Source organism: Streptomyces sp. NPDC104831 (assembly GCF_055583025.1).
In genome coordinates this window covers 13184-34024 of record NZ_JBVJOT010000023.1, presented here as the reverse complement: position 1 = coordinate 34024, position 20841 = coordinate 13184, and the positions used below count along the sequence as shown (strand labels likewise).

General features: G+C 74.0%; 20 protein-coding genes and 1 pseudogene. 12 read left to right on the top strand and 9 right to left on the bottom strand.

Going from position 1 to position 20841, the window contains the following annotated elements:
* Positions 1-223: 223 nt before the first annotated feature.
* The 4 genes and pseudogenes from ACZ63H_RS17505 (at position 224) to ACZ63H_RS17490 (ending at position 3694) form a co-directional block, all read left to right on the top strand.
* Positions 224-2251, top strand: coding sequence for an FUSC family protein (locus tag ACZ63H_RS17505; protein WP_469865894.1), 2028 nt, complete (start codon positions 224-226; stop codon positions 2249-2251).
* A gap of 89 nt (positions 2252-2340) precedes the next feature.
* Positions 2341-2558, top strand: a pseudogene (locus ACZ63H_RS17500) (amidohydrolase); the annotation flags it as partial.
* Between the two features lie 134 nt (positions 2559-2692).
* Positions 2693-3337: a DUF899 domain-containing protein gene (locus ACZ63H_RS17495; protein WP_469865892.1), complete on the top strand. Its 645-nt coding sequence runs from the start codon at positions 2693-2695 to the stop codon at positions 3335-3337.
* 180 nt (positions 3338-3517) lie between these two features.
* Positions 3518-3694: a hypothetical protein gene (locus ACZ63H_RS17490; protein ID WP_467934536.1), complete on the top strand. Its 177-nt coding sequence runs from the start codon at positions 3518-3520 to the stop codon at positions 3692-3694.
* Between the two features lie 15 nt (positions 3695-3709).
* Here the strand turns inward: ACZ63H_RS17490 and ACZ63H_RS17485 are convergent, their stop codons facing one another.
* A complete protein-coding gene (locus ACZ63H_RS17485) occupies positions 3710-4192 on the bottom strand; it encodes a hypothetical protein (RefSeq protein ID WP_469865890.1) in 483 nt (160 codons plus the stop codon).
* Entirely contained in the window at positions 4189-4980 is a 792-nt protein-coding gene (locus ACZ63H_RS17480; protein WP_469865888.1) for an ATP-binding protein, read from the bottom strand. Before ACZ63H_RS17480 ends, ACZ63H_RS17485 begins: the two co-directional genes overlap by 4 nt.
* Positions 4981-5168: 188 nt before the next feature.
* Here ACZ63H_RS17480 and ACZ63H_RS17475 point away from each other — a divergent pair, with 188 nt between their 5' ends.
* Positions 5169-6029, top strand: coding sequence for a helix-turn-helix domain-containing protein (locus tag ACZ63H_RS17475; RefSeq protein ID WP_469865886.1), 861 nt, complete (start codon positions 5169-5171; stop codon positions 6027-6029).
* Positions 6030-6284, top strand: coding sequence for a DUF397 domain-containing protein (locus ACZ63H_RS17470; protein WP_467934531.1), 255 nt, complete (start codon positions 6030-6032; stop codon positions 6282-6284).
* 183 nt (positions 6285-6467) lie between these two features.
* Here ACZ63H_RS17470 and pdxR read toward each other — a convergent pair whose 3' ends face one another.
* Positions 6468-7907, bottom strand: coding sequence for a MocR-like pyridoxine biosynthesis transcription factor PdxR (gene pdxR, locus ACZ63H_RS17465; RefSeq protein WP_469865884.1), 1440 nt, complete (start codon positions 7905-7907; stop codon positions 6468-6470).
* Between the two features lie 47 nt (positions 7908-7954).
* On the opposite strand from pdxR, the gene ACZ63H_RS17460 reads away from it, so the two are divergent.
* A complete protein-coding gene (locus tag ACZ63H_RS17460) occupies positions 7955-8506 on the top strand; it encodes a carboxymuconolactone decarboxylase family protein (RefSeq protein WP_469865882.1) in 552 nt (183 codons plus the stop codon).
* 148 nt (positions 8507-8654) lie between these two features.
* On the opposite strand, the gene ACZ63H_RS17455 is transcribed toward ACZ63H_RS17460, so the two are convergent.
* Positions 8655-10142 (bottom strand): glutamate synthase subunit beta, encoded by a 1488-nt coding sequence (locus ACZ63H_RS17455; protein WP_469865880.1) that lies wholly within the window; start codon positions 10140-10142, stop codon positions 8655-8657.
* Positions 10143-10777: 635 nt separating this feature from the next.
* On the opposite strand from ACZ63H_RS17455, the gene ACZ63H_RS17450 reads away from it, so the two are divergent.
* Positions 10778-11410, top strand: coding sequence for a nucleoside/nucleotide kinase family protein (locus tag ACZ63H_RS17450; protein WP_469865878.1), 633 nt, complete (start codon positions 10778-10780; stop codon positions 11408-11410).
* A gap of 73 nt (positions 11411-11483) precedes the next feature.
* On the opposite strand, the gene ACZ63H_RS17445 is transcribed toward ACZ63H_RS17450, so the two are convergent.
* A complete protein-coding gene (locus tag ACZ63H_RS17445) occupies positions 11484-12611 on the bottom strand; it encodes a magnesium and cobalt transport protein CorA (protein WP_469865877.1) in 1128 nt (375 codons plus the stop codon).
* Between the two features lie 177 nt (positions 12612-12788).
* On the opposite strand from ACZ63H_RS17445, the gene ACZ63H_RS17440 reads away from it, so the two are divergent.
* A complete protein-coding gene (locus tag ACZ63H_RS17440; RefSeq protein WP_469865875.1) occupies positions 12789-13583 on the top strand; it encodes a methyltransferase domain-containing protein in 795 nt (264 codons plus the stop codon).
* Between the two features lie 39 nt (positions 13584-13622).
* On the opposite strand, the gene ACZ63H_RS17435 is transcribed toward ACZ63H_RS17440, so the two are convergent.
* A complete protein-coding gene (locus ACZ63H_RS17435; RefSeq protein ID WP_469865873.1) occupies positions 13623-14558 on the bottom strand; it encodes a carbohydrate kinase family protein in 936 nt (311 codons plus the stop codon).
* Complete coding sequence (locus tag ACZ63H_RS17430; protein ID WP_469865871.1) at positions 14543-15448, bottom strand: pseudouridine-5'-phosphate glycosidase; 906 nt, start codon at positions 15446-15448, stop codon at positions 14543-14545. The genes ACZ63H_RS17435 and ACZ63H_RS17430 overlap by 16 nt, the downstream gene beginning before the upstream one ends.
* A gap of 99 nt (positions 15449-15547) precedes the next feature.
* Here ACZ63H_RS17430 and ACZ63H_RS17425 point away from each other — a divergent pair, with 99 nt between their 5' ends.
* Positions 15548-15976 carry a VOC family protein gene (locus tag ACZ63H_RS17425; protein ID WP_469865869.1) on the top strand — a complete coding sequence of 143 codons (429 nt, stop codon included), beginning with the start codon at positions 15548-15550 and terminating at the stop codon, positions 15974-15976.
* Between the two features lie 43 nt (positions 15977-16019).
* On the opposite strand, the gene ACZ63H_RS17420 is transcribed toward ACZ63H_RS17425, so the two are convergent.
* Entirely contained in the window at positions 16020-16574 is a 555-nt protein-coding gene (locus ACZ63H_RS17420; protein WP_469865867.1) for a methylated-DNA--[protein]-cysteine S-methyltransferase, read from the bottom strand.
* Positions 16575-16614: 40 nt separating this feature from the next.
* On the bottom strand, positions 16615-17487 hold the full coding sequence (locus tag ACZ63H_RS17415) for a glycerophosphodiester phosphodiesterase (RefSeq protein WP_469865865.1): 873 nt from the start codon (positions 17485-17487) through the stop codon (positions 16615-16617).
* A gap of 277 nt (positions 17488-17764) precedes the next feature.
* Between ACZ63H_RS17415 and ACZ63H_RS17410 the strand changes: the two genes are divergently transcribed.
* The gene (locus tag ACZ63H_RS17410) at positions 17765-18643 is read left to right on the top strand and encodes an MHYT domain-containing protein (protein ID WP_469865863.1); all 879 of its coding nucleotides are present in this window, start codon (positions 17765-17767) and stop codon (positions 18641-18643) included.
* Positions 18644-18683: 40 nt separating this feature from the next.
* Positions 18684-20822 (top strand): excinuclease ABC subunit UvrB, encoded by a 2139-nt coding sequence (gene uvrB / locus ACZ63H_RS17405; RefSeq protein WP_469865861.1) that lies wholly within the window; start codon positions 18684-18686, stop codon positions 20820-20822.
* The last annotated feature ends 19 nt before the right edge of the window (positions 20823-20841 follow it).

Below are 20841 nucleotides of genomic sequence, written 5' to 3'. Positions count from 1 at the left end.
TCCCGATGATCCGGTCCGCCCGGTGCCGCCCGCACCCCAATTTCGGGCGCCGAGGAGACCGCCGGGCGTTGCGTTCAGAAAGAAAACGGCCGTCGAGACAGGTTTCACACGGGCGAAACGTGAGTGTTCCGTTCGCGAGGGGAACGGGATCTACCCTGGAACCACCTCCACCGGCCACCGTCGTCCGAAGGCCCACCCCCGCCCTCGTATGGACAGGAGCCCCGTGTCCCGGCCCGCAGTGCCCGCCGTACCCCCCTGGCTCGCCCACGCCTTCCGCGCCCAGCGCGAACCCGTTCCCTGGAGCGCGGTGTGCCGGGGCGCCCTCGCCGCCGGGCCCGCGCTGCTCGCCGGGATGCTCCTCGGCCACACGGCCCTCGGGGTGCTCGCCGCCATCGCAGCGATGCTCGTCGGCATCAACGACCGGCCGGGCAGCCGGCGCGCCTCGGTGCGCCGGCTCGGCGTGCCCGCGCTGGCCGGAGCGGCCGGACTGCTCGTGGGCACGTACGCCGGGCACGGGCTGGCCGCCGTACCGCTGACCCTGGCGCTCACCGCGCTGGGCCTGGCCGCCGGCGCGGTCAGCGCCGTCGGGCCCGTGGCCTCCGCCGCCGGGACCCAGCTGCTCGTCGCGGCGGCGGTCGGCGCGGGGACGCCGGCGGCCGACCCCGGCTGGCAGGGCGCCCTCGCCTTCCTCGCCGGGGCCGGCTGGCTGCTCGTGCTGCGGCTCGTCCTGCCCACCCCCGGCTCGCTCGCCGGGGACTTCCGCTTCGACGGCGAGCGGGCCGCGGTCGCCGGCGTGTACGACGCGATCGCCGCGCTCGTCGAGGCCGCGGGCGGCGAGCACGCCACCGCCCGGCGGGCCGCGCTGACCGCCGCGCTCGACCACGCCCAGGACGCCCTCGCCGGACCCCGGCTGCGCGGGTACGCCGGCTCCGCGGCCGAACGCCGGCTGCACGCGCGGTTCGCGGCGGCACTGCCCCTCGCCGAGGCCGCCACCGCCCTGTGCTGGGCCGGGGAGCCGGTACCGGCGCGGGCGGCGCAGGGCCCCCGGCGGCTCGCCGAGGCCGTCCGCCGCGACGGCGGCCCCGGCCCGCTGCCCGCCCCGCACCCGACCCGCGACCGGCTCCGCGCCGGCGAGGAAGCCCCCGTGCTCCCCGCCCTGCGCGCCCTGGACGACGCCCTGCTGCGCGCCGCCGAGGCCTTCGACCGGGGCGAAGGCGCCCACCGCGGGCTGCTCGGGCGGCGCCGCGGCCCACGGCACGCGCTGCGGGCGGCGCTCGGCGCCGGCGGGCGCGAGTACGGCCTGCGCGTCGCCCTGTGCTTCGGCGCCAGCGCGGGCATCGCCCAGGCCCTGCACCACGCCCGCTGGTACGGGCAGCACGCGCACTGGTACTGGCTCCCCGCCACCGCCGTCTTCCTCGTCAAGCCCGACCTCGGTCCGCTCGCCTCACGCGTGCTGTGCCGGGCCGCCGGGACCGTGTTCGGCGCGCTGGTCTTCGCCGGGCTCGCCGCGCTGCTGCCCCGCCCGGCCGGGCTGATCGCGCTGGTGGCGGTGTGCGGTGCGCTCATACCGGTCGCCACCCGGCACTTCGCGGCACTGACCGCCGTCGCGACCGTCCTCGTCCTCGCCCTCGTCATGGCCGGCGGCGAACCACAGGCCTCGGTCAGCCGGCTCGGCGAGACCCTGCTGGCCTGCGCGCTCGTCCTGGTCGTGGGGCACCTGCCGATGCCGGGCAAGCGGGGCGGCGGCGTGCGCGACCGGCTCGCGACGGCCGGCGGCGCGGCCCACGCCTACCTGCGGCACGTCCTGGGCGGCCCCGGGGACGGGCACGCCGCCGAGCCGGGAGCACGTGCCGGGCGGTGGGCGCTGCCCGGGGAGAGCGGGCAGGCGTGGTGGGCGCTGCCCGGGGAGCCCGGGGCCGGGGCCCGGCCGCGCACGCCGTCCGGCGCGCCCGGGGACCGCGCCGAGCGGTGGGCGCTGCGCCGGGAGGCCTACCGGGCCCTCGCCGAGGCCCGCACCGCCATCGCGGTGGCCGGCGCCGAACTGCCCGCCCTCGCCCGGCACACCGAGGGCACGGACGCCGTCGCCGAGGCGCTGGAACGGCTGGTGGACACCACCACGGCCTGCGCCGTGCACCTCGACGACACCGGCCGGCTCACCCCCCGGCACGTCCGCCGGCTGCGCGAGGCGCTGGGGGAGCTGGAGCGGCTGGAGCAGCGGGGCGTACGGCCGCCGCTGCCGGCGGCCGCGTAGCCGTACCGAGCCGCCGTAGCCGTACCGAGCCGCTGTAGCCGCAGCCGTCCGTAGCCGTAGCGCGGGGATCGGTTCCCTCGCGCCCGGCCGGCGCGCACACCCGGCCGGTCCACGACCTCGCCGCCACCCCGGTGCGCAGTGCCCGCGCGGCCGACGTCCGTACGACGATCGTCGACGACCGCGTCCTGATGCGGGACCGCGTCCTGCTCACCTCGACGTGGCGGACGTCGTACGGGAGTTGACGGAGCGGCTGCCCGGACCGGCCGCGCGCGGCCACGGACGGCGCATCCAGGAGTACGACACCTGACCCGGACGCCAGCCGGAACGCGGCGGGCATCGGGGCCCGCCGAGACTGGCCGAAAAACTCCCCGTCCACGGCGATGAGTTCCGTACCCGACGACGGTCAGCACCCCGAACGGACCGTCGGACAGGAGGGCTGGGATGTCGTTTCCGGAGATCGTCTCGCGCGAGCGGTGGCGCGCGGCGCGCGAGGAGTTGCGGCGCAAGGAGGACGCGGTCAGGCGGGCGCGCGAGGCCCTGGCCGCCGAGCGCCGGAAGCTGCCCGTGGTCGAGGTCGACCCGGAGTACGTCTTCGAGGGCGGCGACGGCAAGGCCACCCTCCTCGACCTCTTCGAGGGCCGGGCCCAGCTCGTCGTCCACCACTTCATGTTCGCGCCGGAGTGGGAGACCGGCTGCCCGTGCTGCGCGGCCTTCCTGGACCAGGTCGGCCACCTCGCCCACCTGCGCGCCCGGAACACCGCCTTCGCGGCCGTCTCCCGGGCGCCCTTCACCCGGATCCTGCCGTTCAAGGCGCGGATGGGCTGGGCGGTGCCCTGGTACTCCTCGGCGCACAGCGACTTCAACCGCGACTTCCAGGCCACCGTCGAAACGGACGGCGAGCCGGTCGAACGCCCGGGCGTCAGCTGCTTCCTGCGCGACCACGACCGGGTCTTCCACACCTACTCGCTGTACGACGACGGGCTGGACGTGCTGGGCACCACCGCGGCCCTGCTCGACCTCACCGCGCTCGGCCGCGATCCCGCGGGCAGCGACCGGCTGCGGCTGCACGACGAGTACGACGTGTGACGACTGCCGGCGGGCGTACCGGGGCCGGCTCGGAGCGTGCGGTCCGTGTCACGGGGTGAACGGATCCTCACGGTCCGCGCCGAACCGGTGTCGGCAAGGTCTCAGTACGGTCACCGGCCGGGGCTTTCCCCTCTCCAGGGCGTTCACTCCTTACACGTACGACGCTTCTGGAGGTGCGAGATGGTGAACGGGCGAACCGTGCTCGAACGCTTTCCCGCCGGTGGTCCGCGCGGCTCCTGGCCGGCGGAGGAGTTCGCCCACGCGCGACGGCTGGAAGGCCTGCCCGCCGAGGTCGTCATGGACCTCGCGACGGACACCTTCCTGGTGATCGTGCGCGGCGCCGGGACGATCGGGTGATCCGGCCGGGCGGGGTCAGGCCGATACCGCCCGCGACCAGTCCGGAGCCGTGCCCGTGACCCGGCACAGGGCCAGGTACAGCGGGATCGGCGGGGTGTACGGGACCGTGCCCGCCGGGCGGTGGATCAGCCGGGCGGAGCCGGTGACCAGGGCGCCCGTCGTGTAGCGGGCCGGGGACGGCCAGGGCAGGGCGTAGTCGGAGTCCGACGGCACGATCCACCACCACTGGGAGCCGTCGGTGTACACGCATCCCACCCGCGGCAGCAGGGGCACGACCAGCGGGCCGAGGCGGTCGGGCACGGCCACGGCGTCGCAGCCGAGCGGCGCGGTCATGCCGTCCGGAAGCGACAGCGGGTGGCCCGGTTCCGGCTCCGGGGCCGGCCGCCGGCGTTGCAGCCGGACGAGCGTGTCCAGGCCGAGGGTGTCCAGGCCGGGGGTGTCCGGGCCGGAGGTCTTCTCCTGGCCGCCCTCTGCGCCGGGCCCGGCGGCGCCCGTCACGGCCGCTCCCCGTGACATCGCTGCTCGGGCGCGCGGTGCGGGTGTTGCTCCGGCGCGGCGCGGTGCTGCCGCCCGGGCTGGGCGGGGGAGCCGTCGTACCGCTCGGGGAGCGAGGGCCCGCGGTGCCGTCCCGCCCCCCGGTCCGCCGTGGCCCGCTGGTCCTCGCCGGAGTCGTCCGGGCGGCCCGGCTTGGGGCGGGCGCCCCAGCCCAGGTCGGCACACGGGACGGCCGGATCCCCGGCGGCATCGGCGGTGCGGGGCAGTTCGGCCCAGACCAGCAGGCCGGGGCCGTGCTCCTGGGCGCCCCAGGCCCGGCACAGCGCGTCGACGAGAAGCAACCCCCTCCCGTGCTCCTCGTCGGGACGCTGCGGGGACGGGTGGGGCTCGCCAGGAGCACAACCCTCGTCTCGGACGGCTATGCGGACCATGCCGTCGTGGTCGTCCAGCTCGCACACGACCCGGCTGCTCGCGGTGTGCACGATGGCGTTGGTGACCAGCTCGGACATGACCAGGGCCGCGCTGTCACAGGTGTCCGCGCAGACCGACCAGCCGGACAGCCGGGCCCGGGTCAGACGTCTCGCCCGGGCGACGGAGCCCGGGTGGGCGGCCAGCTCGAAGCGGAACCTGCGTCCGGCGGCGCCTCCTTGGAGGGACGCCCCCTCCACCAGGCCCGAACCGGCTCGCGCGGGGATACCCCCCTCGGCCCCACGGCCGGCGGCGGCGTCTGTTCCTAAAGGCGCGGACGGAATCACGTCTGCCACTATCGCCCTGGCGTGGACACTTGGCAAGAGTCACTCTGAAAAATGCAGAGTGTTAGGGACTCTGTCAGGGAGCGTGGCACACTGCTCGCAACAGCACCACGCGCGGCGCCAATTGAAGTCGTCGGAGATCGGGCCCGGTCTTCGAATGAACCTTCGAATGGCGCCGTAGGGCTGTCGGGAAACTTTCGGTGGAGGCTTTCGGTGGAGGTGGGAGCGTGAGCGAACCGCGGTCCGCGCCGACGGTGGGCCAGGTGGTCCTCGGCCGGCGCCTGCAGGACCTGCGGGAACGCGCCGGGCTGAAGCGCGAGGAGGCCGCCCGGGTCCTCCACGTCGCCCCCGCCACCGTCCGCCGCATGGAGACGGCGGAAGTCGCCCTCAAAATCCCGTACCTGCAACTCCTGCTGAAGGCCTACGGCGTCCCCGACGACGAGGCCGACGTCTTCCTCCGACTGGCCGAGGAGGCGAACCGGCCCGGCTGGTGGCAGCGGTTCCACGACATCCTGCCGGGCTGGTTCTCCATGTACGTCAGCCTGGAGGGCGCGGCCGCCCTCATCCGCTCCTACGAGCCGCACTTCGTCCCCGGCCTGCTCCAGACCGAGGACTACGCGCGCGGGGTGCTGAGGTCCGGCGCCATCGGCCAGACCAGCCCCGAAGACATCGAACGCCATGTCGCCCTGCGCATGCAGCGCCAGGAGCTGCTGACCCGGCCCGACGCCCCCCGCTTCTGGGCGGTGATGGACGAGACCGCGCTGCGCCGCCCGGTCGGCGGCCCCGCGGTCATGCGCGCACAGATCGACAAGTTGCTTGAGGCCACGGAGTTGGCCCATGTGACGCTCCAGGTCGCCCCGTTCGCCAACGGGCCGCACCCGGGGACGTACGGGCCCTTCGTGCTGTTCCGATTCGCCGTGTCCGAACTGCCGGACATGGTCTACAGCGAGTACCTGACCGGCGCCGTCTATCTGGACGCGCGCACCGAGGTGGCGACCCACCTGGAGGTCATGGACCGCATGGCGGCGCAGGCCGCTACGGCACAACGCACGAAGGAGATCCTCCGGGATCTCCGCAAGGAGCTGTGAATGGACCGCATCACGCCGCGCGGACGCGTCTACAACGGCATGCCCGCGCGGGAGTTGGGCAGCGAGGGGTGGCACAAGCCCTGGAGCGGCGGCAACGGCGGGAACTGCCTGGAGGCGATGAAGCTCTCCGACGGCCGGATCGCCGTACGCCAGTCGACCGATCCGGACGGGCCGGCACTGATCTACACCATGGACGAGATGACGGCGTTCATAGAGGGCGCCAAGGCGGGGGTGGCCGACTTCCTGCTGTCCTGAACGCACCGGCGGCCCGGCCCGGCGCCCGCCGAAGTCCCCGGGCCCCCGGCGTGCCGCGTCTGTCATGAACCCGACTTGTTCGTGAGGCGCGTCCGGTGCCGCGGAGCGCCCCGCCGCCGACGGCGGGCGCCCCGGGGGCGCCGGGACCGGCACCGGCGCGCCGCATCCCGAGCGGCACGGGACTCAGCCCGGTGCGAGCACCTCGCACAACGCCTCCAGTGCCGCCCCGTAGGCGTGGTCGGCCGGGGCCGCGTACCCCACCACCAGACCGTCACCGGCCGCCGCCGGGCTGTCCGGGTGCCGGAACGCGGCGAGACCGTCGAGGGCGACGCCCCGCCGCGCGGCGGCCTCCACCGCCTGTCCTTCCGTGCCGGGCGGCAGCCGCAGCACCGCGTGCAGTCCCGCCGCGATGCCCGTCACCCCGATGTGCGGCGCCCGCTCGGCCAGCGCGGCGACGAGCCGGTCACGCCGTCGCCGGTACCGCTGCCGCATCCGCCGCACATGGCGGTCGTACGACCCGCAGGCCACGAAGTCCGCGAGCGCCAGCTGGTCCGGCACGCTCGCCCATCCCTCCCGCTCGCCCTTCGCCGCCAGCACCGGCTCCACGTACCGCTGCGGCAGGACCATCCAGCCCAGCCGCAGTGCCGGTGACAGGCTCTTGCTGACCGACCCGATGTGGATCACCCGCTCCGGATCGAGACCCTGGAGCGCGCCGACGGGCCGGCGGTCGTAGCGGAACTCGCCGTCGTAGTCGTCCTCCAGCACCACCGCTTCCCGCGCGCGGGCCCAGTCGATCACCGCCGCCCGGCGCTCCGGACGCAGCGGTCCGCCGGTCGGGAACTGGTGCGCGGGCGTCAGCAGGACGGCCCGCTCCCGCCCGAGCGCCGCCACCCGCGCCCCGTGCTCGTCCAGCGGCAGCGGAACGGTGCGCACACCGGCGGCCGCGAGCAGCTCCCGGTGGAAGCCCAGGCCGTACGCCTCCACGCCCAGCGGACCGCGCAGCACCCCGCCCCCGGCCAATTCGCCCGGCGCCTCCCGGCCGAACAGAAGCCGCAGCGCGTGCGCGAAACCCGAGCAGATCACGATCCGGTCCGGCTCGGCCCGCACCCCGCGCGCGCGTGCCAGGTACTCCGCCAGCGTCTCCCGCAGCTCCCGGCGCCCGGCGGGGTCACCCGGCCCGAACGCCTCGCTCGGCGCCGCCTGGAGGGCCCGGCGGTACGAGGCGGACCACGCCGCGCGCGGGAAGGCCGACGCGTCCGGTCTGCCCTGCCGCAGATCGTGCCGCGGGCCACGCGCGCGGGACGGCGCCGGGGCCGGCGCGGGCACGGTCCTGCGCGGCGCTCGCGCCCGCTCGGCGACCCGGGTACCGGAACCCTGCCGGGCGGTCAGCCAGCCCTCCGCGACCAGTTCCGCGTACGCGTCGGCCACCGTGTTGCGGGCCACGCCCAGGTCCGCGGCGAGCGACCGGTACGGCGGCAGCCGGGTGCCCGGGGCCAGCCGGCCGCCGCGCACCGCATCCCGCAGCGCCCGGGTCAGCGCGGCCCGCCGGCCACCCGGCCCGGACAGGTCCAGATGCAGGTCGACGCCGATCCGCTCCGCGGAATTGACCCACGATTCCGTCATGGAAATGCACCCTACAACCGGTCTTTCCGGCTCCTACGGTGGAGCACATGACGACGGACACGAACACCACCGCCACCTTCGACCCCGCCACCTTCGACCCCGCCACCTTCGACCCCGCCGCCGGAATCGCCGCCGCGGAGGCCGCCCGCACCCGCCTGGACCTCGCGAAGGCCGCGCCGGAGGTCTACCGCGCGATCATCCGCCTCGACGCCGCCGCCCGCGCGGGCCTCGATCCGGCCCTGGTCGAACTGATCCAGATCCGCGCCTCCCATCTCAACCACTGCGCCTACTGCCTGCACATGCACACCAACGACGCCCGCAAGGCCGGTGAGAGCGAGGACCGGCTCCACCTGGTCGCCGTCTGGCGCGAGGCCCGGCACTTCTTCACCCCGAGGGAGCAGGCCGCGCTGGCCCTGACCGAGGCGGTGACCCTGGTCGCCGACGGCGGCGTGCCCGACGCCGTCTACGCCGAGGCCGCCGCCCACTTCGAGGAACGGGAACTGGCCCGGGTCCTGTCGTTGATCCTCACCATCAACACGTGGAACCGAGTGGCCCTGGCCACGGAGAAGACGGCGGGCACGGACGAGCGCACGGCCTGAGACCCGGGGCGTGACCCTGCGCGGCGCAGTCGGTGATGCCCGCCGGCCGGGTGTCCGCCTGGCCGGATGCCCGCCGACCGGATGCCCGCCGACCGGATGCCCGCCGGCCGGATGGCCGTGGGGCGAGGACGGCCGGTGCGGCCGCCGTTCAGACGGTCATCGGCCGGTCCGTGGGCACGATCGGGGCCGGGAGCCGGGTACGTCCCGTCAGATAGCGGTCGACGGCCGCCGCGACCGCCCGGCCCTCCGCTATCGCCCACACGATGAGCGACTGCCCGCGTGCCGCGTCGCCCGCGGCGAACACGCCGGGGACGTTGGTCGCGAAGCCGTCGTCCCGGGCGAGCGTGCCGCGCGGCCCCAACGCCAGCCCCAGCTGCTCGATCAGCCCGTCCTCCCGGTCCGGTCCGGAAAAGCCCAGGGCGAGCAGCACCAGGTCGGCCGGGAGCGTCCGCCCGGTGCCCGGCACCGGAAGCCGCCGCTCGTCGACCTCCACCAGATGCAGTGACCGCACATTCCCCCTCCCGTCTCCCGTGAAGCGGAGCGTGGACGCCGCGAACAGCCGTGCGTCCGCGTCGGCCGCAGGCGCCGTCCGCAACTCCCGCGCCTCCTCGTGCGCGGCCGACAGCCGGTAGATCTTCGGGTAGGTCGGCCACGGCTCGGTGTCCTCGTCGCGTTCCGCACCCGGCTGGGCGTAGATGTCCAGCTGGGTGACGGACGCCGCGCCCTCGCGCACCGCCGTGCCCAGGCAGTCCGCCCCGGTGTCCCCGCCGCCGACGATCACCACGTGCCTGCCGGCGGCCGACAGCGGCGAGACCTCCAGATCCCCCTCGCGCACCCGGTTGGACAGCGGCAGGTACTCCATCGCCTGGTGTATCCCGTTCAGCTCCCGTCCGGGCACCGCGAGTTCCCGCCACGCCGTGGCACCCGTGGCGATCACCACCGCGTCGTACCGGCTCCGCAGCTCGTCCGCCGGGAGGTCCCGGCCGACCGCCGTAGAGGTACGGAACTTCGTCCCCTCGGCCAGCATCTGCCCGATCCGCCGCTCCAGATGCCGCTTCTCCATCTTGAACTCGGGGATGCCGTACCGCATCAGCCCGCCGATCCGGTCGTCCTTCTCGTACACCGCGACCGTGTGCCCGGCCCGGGTCAGCTGCTGCGCCGCTGCCAGCCCGGTGGGCCCGGAGCCGACGACGGCCACCGTCTTCCCGGACAGCCGCTCGGGCGGCCGGGCCGCAGTGAAACCCTCCTCCCACGCCCGGTCGGCGATCGCGCACTCGACGTTCTTGATGGTGACGGCAGGCTGGTTGATCGCCAGCACACACCCCGCCTCGCACGGCGCCGGGCACAACCGGCCGGTGAACTCCGGGAAGTTGTTGGTGGCGTGCAGCCGGTCGCTCGCCGCCCGCCAGTCCTCCCGCGCGACCAGGTCGTTCCACTCGGGGATGAGGTTCCCGAGCGGGCAGGCCTGGTGGCAGAACGGGATGCCGCAGTCCATGCAGCGGTCGGCCTGCTCGCTGATGACGGGCAGCAGCGCGCCGGGGACGTACACCTCGTCCCAGTCCCGCACCCGCTCCCCGACGGGCCGCCGCGGCCACTCCTGGCGCGGCGTGGTCATGAACCCCTTGGGATCGGCCATGGCTCTTCCTCGCGTACGGGGCACCACAGGCGCCGGGTGTACGAAGGTCCGTGCGTCGTCGGGCAGTACTCTTCCGGCCACGATACGTCCCCCGGGGCGCCCGCGCAGAGCGGCGGACAGCGCTTTCCGAACGACCCGGCCGGCGAGCACGACCAGCGGCAACGGCCGCTCGACGGCCATGCCGATCACTTCCGTCCGCATGCCACCCTCCTCGTGCGACAGCGCCGCTTCCTCACCGCTCCCTCCCCGGTCCGCATCCTCGCGACCTCGGCCTCCCGCCACCTCCTCCCCGGCCCGCGCCGCCGCCGGCCTCCCCCGTGGCACGCGCCGTGCGGCCGGCGTGATCCGGTTCCGTGTCCCGTGCCGCGGCACCCCGCTCGTCGGAATCCGGGCGTACGAGGCGTCCGCATGCCGTACGCCCGCCACGCCCGCCGAGTCCGCCGCCCCCTCGGTCACCGCCCCCTTCGGCCGGGGGCGGTCCGACCGCGCCGGGCACGACCCGCCCGCTGCCCGCCGGCCCGCACCGACACGTGCGCCGCGCACACCCGCACCCGCTCGGCCGGGCGACCGGGGGCGGCCGGTCCGGGGCCCGCCCTTCTCGCCGCCGCGCCGGGCCACCCGGCATCATGGGGGCCGTGCGACTCGAAGCGATCACCTGGGACCGGTTGGCCGAGCGGTTGGCTGACCGGCTGGCCGACGCGGCGCCGGCCGGCCCAGGGACCTGGCCGCGCGTCGGCATCGACGGCGCCCCGGCCGCTCGGCCGGGAGACCTCGCCACGCGGGTCGGCGAGGCGCTGCGCCTACGCGGCCGTGCCTCCCTCGTCGTCGGCACCGAGGGGTTCCTGCGCCCGGCCTCGCTGCGCCTGGAACACGGCCGGCGGGACGCGGAGTCCTACTACAGCGGCTGGTACGACACAGGTGCCCTGTGGCGGGAGGTCTTCGGCCCGCTGGACCCCGGGGGCAGCGGGCGGATCCTGCCCGACCTGTGGGACCCGGTCACCGACCGGGCCACCCGCAGCCCCTACGTCCACCTCCCGCCCGGCGGGATCCTGCTGCTCCACGGCCCCCTCCTGCTGCGCCACTGGTTCCCCTTCGACCTGACCGTGCACCTCCTCCTCTCCCCGGGTGCCCTGCGCCGCCGCACCCCCGAGGCCGACCACTGGACCCTCCCCGCCTTCGAGCGCTACGAGGCCGAAGCCGACCCGGCCGGCACGGCGGACGTCCTGGTCCGCGCCGACGACCCGCGCCACCCCGCCTGGAGCGGCTGATCCGGTCCGCCGTTCCCGGGTCCGCCCGGTGATCCGGCCGGCCCGCGCACGGGGCCGGGAACCCGCCCGGCGCTCAGAGCCAGCCGTTGCGCCGGAAGCCCCGGTACAGCAGCAGGCAGCCCGCCGCCATCACGGCCATGACCAGCGGATAGCCGAACCGCCACCGCAGCTCCGGCATGTGGTCGAAGTTCATGCCGTACACCCCGCACACCATCGTCGGCACGGCGATCACCGCGGCCCAGGCCGTGATCTTCCGCATGTCCTCGTTCTGCGCGACGGTCACCTGCGCCAGATGCGCCTGGAGGATGGAGTTGAGCAGTTCGTCGAACGCGGCGATCTGATCCCTGGCCCGGATCAGATGGTCGAGCACGTCCCGGAAGTACGCCTGTATCTCCGGGTCGACGACCCGCAGGGGCCGGGTCGCCAGATCCTCCACCGGGCGGCCCAGCGGGACCACCGCCCGTTTCAGCTCCAGCAGTTCACGCTTCATCTGGTAGATGCGGCCGGGGTCGAGCCGCGCGCCGTTCTCCGAGAACACCTCCGTCTCGACCTGGTCGATGTCACCCTGCACCGCGTCCGTGACGTTCAGATACTCGTCCACCACATGGTCGGCGATCGCGTGCAGCACCGCCGCCGGCCCCTTGGCGAGCTGCCGCGGATCCGTCTCCAGCTCCTCGCGCAGCGGACCGAGCGAGCCGTGCCGGCCGTGGCGCACCGTGATCACGAAGTCCCTGCCGACGAACACCATGATCTCGCCGGTGTCCACCACCTCGCTGGTCGCCGTCAGCCGTTCGTGCTCCACATAGCAGACGGTCTTGAACACCGCGAAGAGCGTGTCCCCGTAGTGCTCCAGCTTCGGCCGCTGATGTGCCTCGACCGCGTCCTCCACCGCCAGCGGATGCAGGTCGAACAGGTCGGCGACGCCGGCGAACTCACGCTCCGTCGGCTCGTGCAGCCCGAGCCAGACGAAGCCCTCGCCCGACGTGCGCACCAGCCGCACGGCGTCCACCAGATCGGCGCACCCGGCGACGCGCACACCGTCCTGATACGTCACGCAGTTCACCACCGAGGAACCCAGGGGCGATCTGGCGGGATGGCTCAGGTCCACGCGCGGCCGGCGCCGGGCCAGCCGCGCCACCTTGCGCAGACCGCCGACCCTGTCCAGCCCCGTGACCTTCCGCAGATTCCCTGCCATGGACATCTGGATCTCCTCGCGTGGATCTCCGAGCTCAACGCTTGCCGCGCCCTGCTGCGCAAGTCTGCCAGTCGTGGGCAAGGCGTGTGGGGGCCTGTGGGAACAGGGAGTTCCGCTTTGTTCCCGCCTGTGGACAACGGCCGGCCGCGCCCGCCGGCCCGGGCGGCTGTAAGGATCGCGGGCGTGACGCCATCCGACGGTTGTCTCCTGGACAACCGGCAGAACGAGGCGGCCCGGCGCTTCGACGCCTTCGCCGCGCTCTTCGACCCGGCCACCTTCCGGTACCTCGAAGCACTCGGCGCCGGACCAGGCACGCGCTGCCGGGAAGTCGGGGCCGGCGGCACCTCCGTCGTGACCTGGCTCGCCGAGAGGGCGGGGCCCACCGGGCAGGTCGTCGCCACCGACATCGACACCTCCCGGCTCACCCCCGCGGCCCGCCCGCCGGTACGGGTACGCGTCCACGACGTGGGCGCCGACGAGCCGCCGGGGGAGGGGTTCGACCTGGTCCACGCCCGGCTCGTCCTCGTCCACGTACCCGACCGGGAACGGGCCTTGCGGTCGATGATCACATCCTTGCGGCCCGGCGGACGGCTGCTGATCGAGGACGCCGACCCCGCCCTCCAGCCCCTGCTCTGCCCCGACGGGTCCGGGCCCGAGCAGCGGCTCGCCAACCGGCTGCGCCACGGCTTCCGCGCACTGCCCGCCGACCGCGGCGCCGATCTGTCCTACGGCCGCAAGCTCCCCCGGCTGCTCCGCGAGGCGGGGCTGCGCGGCGTGGCGGCCGACGCGTACTTCCCCATGACCTCAGCCGCCTGCACCGCCCATAAGGCCGCGACGGTCCGTCAGATCCGCGGCCGGCTGGTCGCCGCGGGCCTCGCCACCGACGCGGAGACCGACCGGCACCCGGCTCACGTGGAGTCCGGCGCCATGGACCTGGCCACCGCCCCGATGATCTCGGCCTGGGGCTGCAAGGCATAGCCGCCCGTAGCGGGAAGGCGCGCCCGGTGGCGACCGGCCCTAGCCTTCGCCGTCCCGGTGCGGTGGTCTGCCGCCGATCCGCCGGACCGCCTCCGCGCCCGCCCGGCAGCCCCGTGCCGCCGCCGCTTCCGGGGTCGCCCCCGCCAGGAGCGCGGCGAGGAACGCTCCGGTGAAGGCGTCACCCGCGCCCGTGGTGTCCCGGGGCGCCACCGGCACGGCCGCAACCCGGGCCGGCGCGGCGCCGCGCCGGGCCACCAGCGCCCCGTCCGCCCCCGCCTTGAGCACCACCAACGGCACGAGACGGCACAGCTCGGCCGCCGCGTCCGCCGGATCCGGCAGCCCGGTCAGCACGTACGCCTCGTCCCGGCTGGGCAGCAGCACGTCCAGCCCCTGCGCGAGCGCCGGGAAGTGCTCCACCCCCGACTCGGCGAGGAAACCGGCCGACGCCGGGTCCAGGCTGACCGGCACGCCCCGCGCGCGTGCCGCCGCGAGCGCCGTTACAGCCAGCGCCCGGCTCGACTGCGTGAACAGCAGATAGCCCGACAGGTGCAGCCGGCCCACCCCGTCGAGCAACGCGTCCGACCAGTCGGCGGGACCCAGCCGCAGGGACGCCCCACTGTCCGTCAGGAACGTCCGCTCGGCCGCCGCTCCGCCGTCGACGAGGCAGATCACCGTCCCGGTCGCCGCCTGCGCGTCCACCACCAGCCGGGGCCGCACCCCGGCCGCGACCAGCTCCCGCTCGTGCCACGCCACGGAATCCGCGCCGACCCGCCCCAGCAGCCGTACGTCCGCCCCGCCCGTGTACGCCGCCCAGCACGCCACGTTGGCGCCCGCGCCACCCGGCAGCGTCCGGATCGCGGCGGTCGTGTCGGTGCCGGACGCGAGCGGCCCCCGGTGCCGGGCGACCACGTCGGTCATCACGTCCCCGACGACCAGCAGCGCTGCGTTCCGCCCCGCGCTCACCCCCTGGCCCATGCCGTGGCGATCCGCGCCGCCAGCCGTACGTTGCCGCGCACCGCCGCCAGGTTGGCGCGCAGCGAGGCACCGTCGGTGTGCCGGACCAGGTAGTCCAGCAGGAACGGTGTCACCGCCTGCCCGGTGACGCCCCGCTCCGCGCAGGCGCGCAGCGCCTCGGCGAGCACGCGCGCGTGCAGAGCCGGATCGAGCTGTTCCGCCTCCGGTACGGGACGGGCGACGATCAGCGCCGACTCCATCGCACCCAGCGCGTCCTGGGCTCGCATGGCGGCGGCGACCTCCTCCGGGGCGTCCAGCGTCCAGTCGACGGGATGTCCCGAGTCGGCCAGGTAGAAGCCGGGGAACCGGTCCGTGCCGTACCCGGCGACGGCCACGCCCAGCGTCTCCAGCCGTTGCAGGGTCGCCGGCACGTCCAGGATCGACTTCACGCCCGCGCACACCACCGTGATCCGGGTCCGCGCCAGCAGCCCCAGATCGGCCGACTCGTCCTGGGTCACCGTCCATTCCCGGTGCACACCGCCCAGCCCGCCGGTGGCGAACACCCGGATGCCCGCCAGCGCGGCCAGCCGCGCCGTCGCCGACACGGTCGTCGCCCCGCTCGCCCCCGCCGCCACGGCGAGCGGCAGGTCGCGGTGGCCCAGCTTGCGCATGTCCTCGTTCGCGACCCGTTCCAGCTCCTCCTTGCCCAGACCGACCCGGGGCCGCCCGTCGAGCACGGCGATCGTCGCGGGCACGGCACCTTCCCGCCGCACCGCCTCCTCCAGTTCGAGCGCCACCCGAAGATTGCGGGGGCGGGGAAGGCCGTGCGCGATGATCGTGGACTCCAGAGCCACCACCGGCCGCCGCGCGCCGATCGCCTCCCGGACCTCTTCCGACACCACCAGCACCATGTGCCCGCCTCCTGTCCGCCGGTCCTTCCTCATCTCTGGCGGGCGCCGGTCACGGCTAAACGCTTGTGGGCCGTGGGGGAGGCCAGCAGCCTGGGTCCTATGACGACAAACAGCACGCGTCTCGACCACGTGGTCCTGTGGGTGGCCGACCCGGTCGCCGCGGCCTCCTTCTACGCCTCGGTCGTCGGCCTGGAACCGGTCGGGGTCGCCGAGTACGCCGAGGGGAAGGTGTCCTTCCCCTCCGTGCGCGTCAACGAGGAGACCCTCCTCGACCTCGCCCCGCACAGCCTCGCCGCACGGATGAAAATGCTGCCCGGCTCGGCCGGCAGCGCGGGCCACCCGGTCAACCACGTCTGCCTGGCGCTGCCGGCCGACGGCTTCGACGCCCTGCGCGCCCGCCTGGAGGAACACGGCGTCCCCGTGTCCGGCATCGACCCCGGCCTGTCGGGCGCCCGCGGCGACGCCACGCGCAGCTTCTACTTCCGAGACCCCGACGGCAACGTCTTCGAGGCCCGCCACTACGACTAGCCGGGTCCGGGGCGGCGCCGCCTACGCCGTGGGGCGCGGCCGGTCAGAACAGCGGCTCCGGCAGCACACCCTCCAGGGCGAGCAGCCTCCGCTTGGTCTCCAGCCCGCCCCCGAAGCCGCCGATGCCGCCGTCACTCTCCACCACGCGGTGGCACGGCACCACCACCGGCAGCGGATTGGACCCCATGGCCACGCCCACCGCCTGAGCCCCGCCGGGCTGTCCGACGCGCCCCGCCAGATCGCCGTACCCGACCACGCTGCCGAACGGCACACCGGCCACCAGCTCGCGCAGCACCTGCCGGTTGAACCCGGAGATCAGCGACCAGTCCAGCGCGAGGTCGAAGTCGTGCCGCTCGCCCGCGAAATACGCCCGCAGCTGCTCTATCGCCTCCGCCAGCAGCGGGGAGTCCGGATCCTCCACGGGCCGGCGGCCCAGCCGGGCGGCCAGCCGCTCCAGCGCCCGGTCACGCACCGCGTCCGAGGCGTGGAAGACCACGTTGACCAGGCCGTCCCTGGTCGCCGCCAGCATCAGTGGGCCGATGTCCGTGCCGATCACGGCCCACACGACCCGCTGCTCGTCCTGCCCAAGGCTGTCCATACGCCCACGGTACGGCCCGCCACTGACAACGCCGGCCCGTTCAGTCCGATTCGAGGGCGGCGCGCACCACGTCCGGCTTGTTCGTGATGATCCCGTCGACCCCGTAACCGGCGACCCGGCGGGCGGTGGCCGCGTCGTCCACCGTCCAGGCGAACACGCCGAGCGGCCGGCCGTGCGGCCCGTCGAGGCCGTGCACCGCCGAGACGTACTCGCGGGTGAGCGATCCGTGCGCGGGGTTGACCAGGTCCGCGAAGTCCGCGAGCCGGTCCAGCTCCGTCACGGCCGGCGTGCCCAGGCAGGCGGTGGTGACCGCCGGCTTCAGCTCGTGGACGGCCCGCACGCTGTCGGCGCCGAAGCTCTGCACGACCAGCCGGTCCCGGTGCCGGCCGTCCAGCCAGCCCTCGTTGCCGAGGAGCTTCAGCGTCTGCTGCTCGATGCCCGGGTACAGCTCCGGATTCTTGATCTCCAGGAGCAGCTTCTCGTGGTTGTGCTCAATCCGGCGCATGTACTGCTTCAGCGTCGGTACGCGCGCGCCCGCGTACGCCGGGGAGAACCAGCTGCCCGCGTCCAGCCGGGCGATCTCGGCGGCGGTGAAGTCCCGCACCTTCCACGGGGCCCGGTCCGGGAAGACGTCCTCGACGTCGGTGGTGCGCTGGAGGCTGTCGTCGTGGATGACCACCAGCTCTCCGTCCCCGGTGCGCTGGACGTCGTTCTCGACCCAGGAGAAGCCCAGCTCGGCGGCCTTGTCGATGGCGGCCAGCGTGTTCTCGGGCGCGTAGGCGGAGGCACCCCGGTGGGCGATGACGGCGGGCCTGCCCGTGCCGCCCGCCCGGGCGTCGGAACCGGGGCCCAGCAGGACCGCCGTCGTTCCCAGGGCCGCTGCGACCGCGCCGGCGACTACGCGCGCGTACATCCGTGCTCCTCCCGTCGGGGGATACCGACGGCACCAGATTGACAGCCGGGCGTCAACGGCGCCCGGCCGCACGATGGCCACAAACCGAAGGGAGACGTTCCGACTCCGCACACCGGTGACGCACATCTGCGGCAAGGGCGTGTTTCTTTGCCGGAAAGTCGTTCGACCATTCCGGTGGGAGTCATACTCTCTGCGACACCCTGACCGCCCGCGCGGTCCTGGGACGGGGGCACATTCAGGTATTCCGGGACGCAAGAAGGCGGAAGGGCAGCCGCGGATGCAAGGCACGATCGACGGATTCAGCTACGGAGCCGTCACCCCGTTGGTGGCCTATCTGATGGCCTGCCTCGGTGGTGCCCTCGGCCTGCGCTGCACCACACGGTCCCTGCTGGTCACACACTCACGGCGCCCCGCCTGGCTGGCCCTCGGCTCGGCGGCGATCGGCTCCGGCATCTGGACCATGCACTTCGTCGCCATGATGGGCTTCTCCATCAAGGAGGCGCCGCTCCACTACGACAAGCCGATCACCTACGCGAGCCTCGGCCTCGCCATCGTCATGGTCGGCGTCGGGATCTTCATCGTCGGCTACCGGGGCGCCACCGGCACCCCGCTGTTCACCGGCGGCACGATCACCGGCCTCGGCGTCGCCTCGATGCACTACCTCGGCATGGCCGGCGTCCGCTTCCACGGGCGGTTCACCTACAACACGCTCACCGTCTCGATCTCCGTCGTCATAGCGGTCGTCGCCGCCACCGCCGCCCTGTGGGCCGCCGGGCAGGTGCGGGGCTTCATGTGGAGCGTGGGCGCCAGCCTCGTCATGGGGCTCGCGGTCAGCGGCATGCACTACACCGGGATGGCCGCCGTCGGCGTCCACCTCGACGGCGCCCCCCACCCCGCGGGGTCCGGGGCCGCGGCGTCCGCGCTCGCACCGATGCTGATCGGCCCGCTCGCCTTCCTGCTCATCGCTGGCGTCGTCGTGGTCTTCGACCCGCTGATGGTCGTGGGCGGCCCCGACTGGACGCCCGTCGAGCAGAAGCCGGGTGTACCGGCCGCCGCCGTCGCCTCCCACGAGGTCGGCCACCCCGCCCCGCACCAGGCGCACCGCCCGGTCCACCGGACCGGGCACCACCGCACCCGCACCCCGCAGAACCGCTGACCGGGACCGGTTGTCAGTGCGGGGTCGTACGGTGGATGACATGCGGCCCGTTTCCCACATCGAACGCACGGTGGCGCCCTTCGAGGTCGTCAGCCCCTACCAGCCCAGCGGCGACCAGCCGACGGCCATCGCCGACCTGGCCCGGCGCATCCAGGCCGGTGAGAAGGACGTCGTCCTGCTGGGCGCGACCGGCACCGGCAAGTCCGCCACCACGGCGTGGATGATCGAGAAGCTCCAGCGCCCCACCCTCGTGATGGCGCCGAACAAGACCCTGGCCGCCCAGCTCGCCAACGAGTTCCGTGAGCTGCTGCCGAACAACGCGGTCGAGTACTTCGTGTCGTACTACGACTACTACCAGCCCGAGGCGTACGTCCCCCAGTCGGACACCTACATCGAGAAGGACTCCTCGATCAACGAGGAGGTCGAGCGGCTGCGCCACTCGGCCACCAACTCGCTGCTCACCCGCCGCGACGTCGTCGTGGTCGCCTCGGTCTCCTGCATCTACGGCCTCGGTACGCCGCAGGAGTACGTGGACCGCATGGTCCCGCTCAGGGTCGGTGACGAGATCGACCGGGACGAGCTGCTGCGCCGCTTCGTGGACATCCAGTACACGCGCAACGACATGGCGTTCACCCGCGGCACCTTCCGGGTCCGCGGCGACACCATCGAGATCTTCCCGGTCTACGAGGAGCTGGCCGTCCGCATCGAGATGTTCGGCGACGAGATCGAGGCGCTGTCCACGCTCCACCCGGTCACCGGCGAGATCATCAGCGACGACCGGCAGCTCTACGTCTTCCCCGCCTCCCACTACGTCGCCGGCCCCGAGCGCATGGAGCGGGCCGTCAACGACATCGAGAAGGAGCTGGGGGAGCGCCTCGGCGAGCTGGAGAAGCAGGGCAAGCTCCTGGAGGCCCAGCGGCTGCGCATGCGCACCACGTACGACATCGAGATGCTCCGCCAGATCGGCACCTGCTCCGGCGTGGAGAACTACTCGATGCACTTCGACGGGCGTGCCCCCGGCTCCCCGCCCAACACCCTGCTGGACTACTTCCCGGACGACTTCCTGCTCGTCATCGACGAGTCGCACGTCACCGTCCCGCAGATCGGCGCGATGTACGAGGGCGACGCCTCCCGCAAGCGGACCCTGGTCGACCACGGCTTCCGCCTGCCCTCCGCCCTGGACAACCGCCCCCTGAAGTGGGAGGAGTTCCAGGAGCGCATCGGGCAGACCGTCTACCTGTCGGCCACCCCCGGTGCCTACGAGCTGTCCCGCTCGGACGGCGTCGTGGAGCAGATCATCCGCCCGACCGGCCTGGTCGACCCGGAGGTCGTGGTCAAGCCCACCGAGGGACAGATCGACGACCTGGTGCACGAGATCCGCAAGCGCACCGAGAAGGACGAGCGGGTCCTCGTCACCACGCTGACCAAGAAGATGGCCGAGGACCTCACCGACTACTTCCTGGAACTCGGTATCCAGGTGCGCTATCTGCACAGCGACGTCGACACCCTGCGCCGCATCGAGCTGCTGCGCGAGCTGCGCGCCGGTGAGTACGACGTACTGGTCGGCATCAACCTCCTGCGCGAGGGCCTCGACCTGCCCGAGGTGTCGCTGGTGGCGATCCTGGACGCCGACAAGGAGGGCTTCCTGCGCTCCGGCACCTCGCTGATCCAGACCATCGGCCGCGCGGCGCGCAATGTCTCCGGCCAGGTCCACATGTACGCCGACAAGATCACCCCGGCGATGGAGAAGGCCATCGACGAGACCAACCGGCGCCGGGAGAAGCAGGTCGCCTACAACAAGGCCCACGGCATCGATCCGCAGCCGCTGCGCAAGAAGATCAACGACATCGTCGCGCAGATCGCCCGCGAGGAGGTCGACACCGAACAGCTCCTCGGCTCCGGCTACCGCACCACGAAGGACGGCAAGGGCGCGAAGGCCCCGGTCCCGTCGCTCGGCGACAAGGCGGCCAAGGGTGCCAAGGCCGCGAAGGGCGCCAAGGGCAGGGCGGTGCCCACCGACCGTCCGGCGGCCGAGCTGGCCGGGCAGATCGAGGAGATGACCGAGCGGATGCGCGCCGCCGCCGCGGAGCTGCAGTTCGAGGTCGCGGCCCGGCTGCGCGACGAGGTCTCCGAGATGAAGAAGGAGCTGCGGCAGATGCGGGAGGCCGGCCTCGCCTGAGCCCCTCACCACCGCCGAC

Coding starts and splice junctions, on each gene's coding strand:
- ACZ63H_RS17495 (WP_469865892.1), top strand. CDS start 2,693: ATGTCGTTTCCGGAGATCGTCTCGCGCGAGCGGTGGCGCGCGGCGCGC.
- ACZ63H_RS17490 (WP_467934536.1), top strand. CDS start 3,518: ATGGTGAACGGGCGAACCGTGCTCGAACGCTTTCCCGCCGGTGGTCCG.
- ACZ63H_RS17470 (WP_467934531.1), top strand. CDS start 6,030: ATGGACCGCATCACGCCGCGCGGACGCGTCTACAACGGCATGCCCGCG.
- pdxR (WP_469865884.1), bottom strand. CDS start 7,907: ATGACGGAATCGTGGGTCAATTCCGCGGAGCGGATCGGCGTCGACCTG.
- ACZ63H_RS17460 (WP_469865882.1), top strand. CDS start 7,955: ATGACGACGGACACGAACACCACCGCCACCTTCGACCCCGCCACCTTC.
- ACZ63H_RS17455 (WP_469865880.1), bottom strand. CDS start 10,142: ATGGCCGATCCCAAGGGGTTCATGACCACGCCGCGCCAGGAGTGGCCG.
- ACZ63H_RS17445 (WP_469865877.1), bottom strand. CDS start 12,611: ATGTCCATGGCAGGGAATCTGCGGAAGGTCACGGGGCTGGACAGGGTC.
- ACZ63H_RS17435 (WP_469865873.1), bottom strand. CDS start 14,558: ATGGGCCAGGGGGTGAGCGCGGGGCGGAACGCAGCGCTGCTGGTCGTC.
- ACZ63H_RS17430 (WP_469865871.1), bottom strand. CDS start 15,448: ATGGTGCTGGTGGTGTCGGAAGAGGTCCGGGAGGCGATCGGCGCGCGG.
- ACZ63H_RS17425 (WP_469865869.1), top strand. CDS start 15,548: ATGACGACAAACAGCACGCGTCTCGACCACGTGGTCCTGTGGGTGGCC.
- ACZ63H_RS17420 (WP_469865867.1), bottom strand. CDS start 16,574: ATGGACAGCCTTGGGCAGGACGAGCAGCGGGTCGTGTGGGCCGTGATC.
- ACZ63H_RS17415 (WP_469865865.1), bottom strand. CDS start 17,487: ATGTACGCGCGCGTAGTCGCCGGCGCGGTCGCAGCGGCCCTGGGAACG.
- ACZ63H_RS17410 (WP_469865863.1), top strand. CDS start 17,765: ATGCAAGGCACGATCGACGGATTCAGCTACGGAGCCGTCACCCCGTTG.
- uvrB (WP_469865861.1), top strand. CDS start 18,684: ATGCGGCCCGTTTCCCACATCGAACGCACGGTGGCGCCCTTCGAGGTC.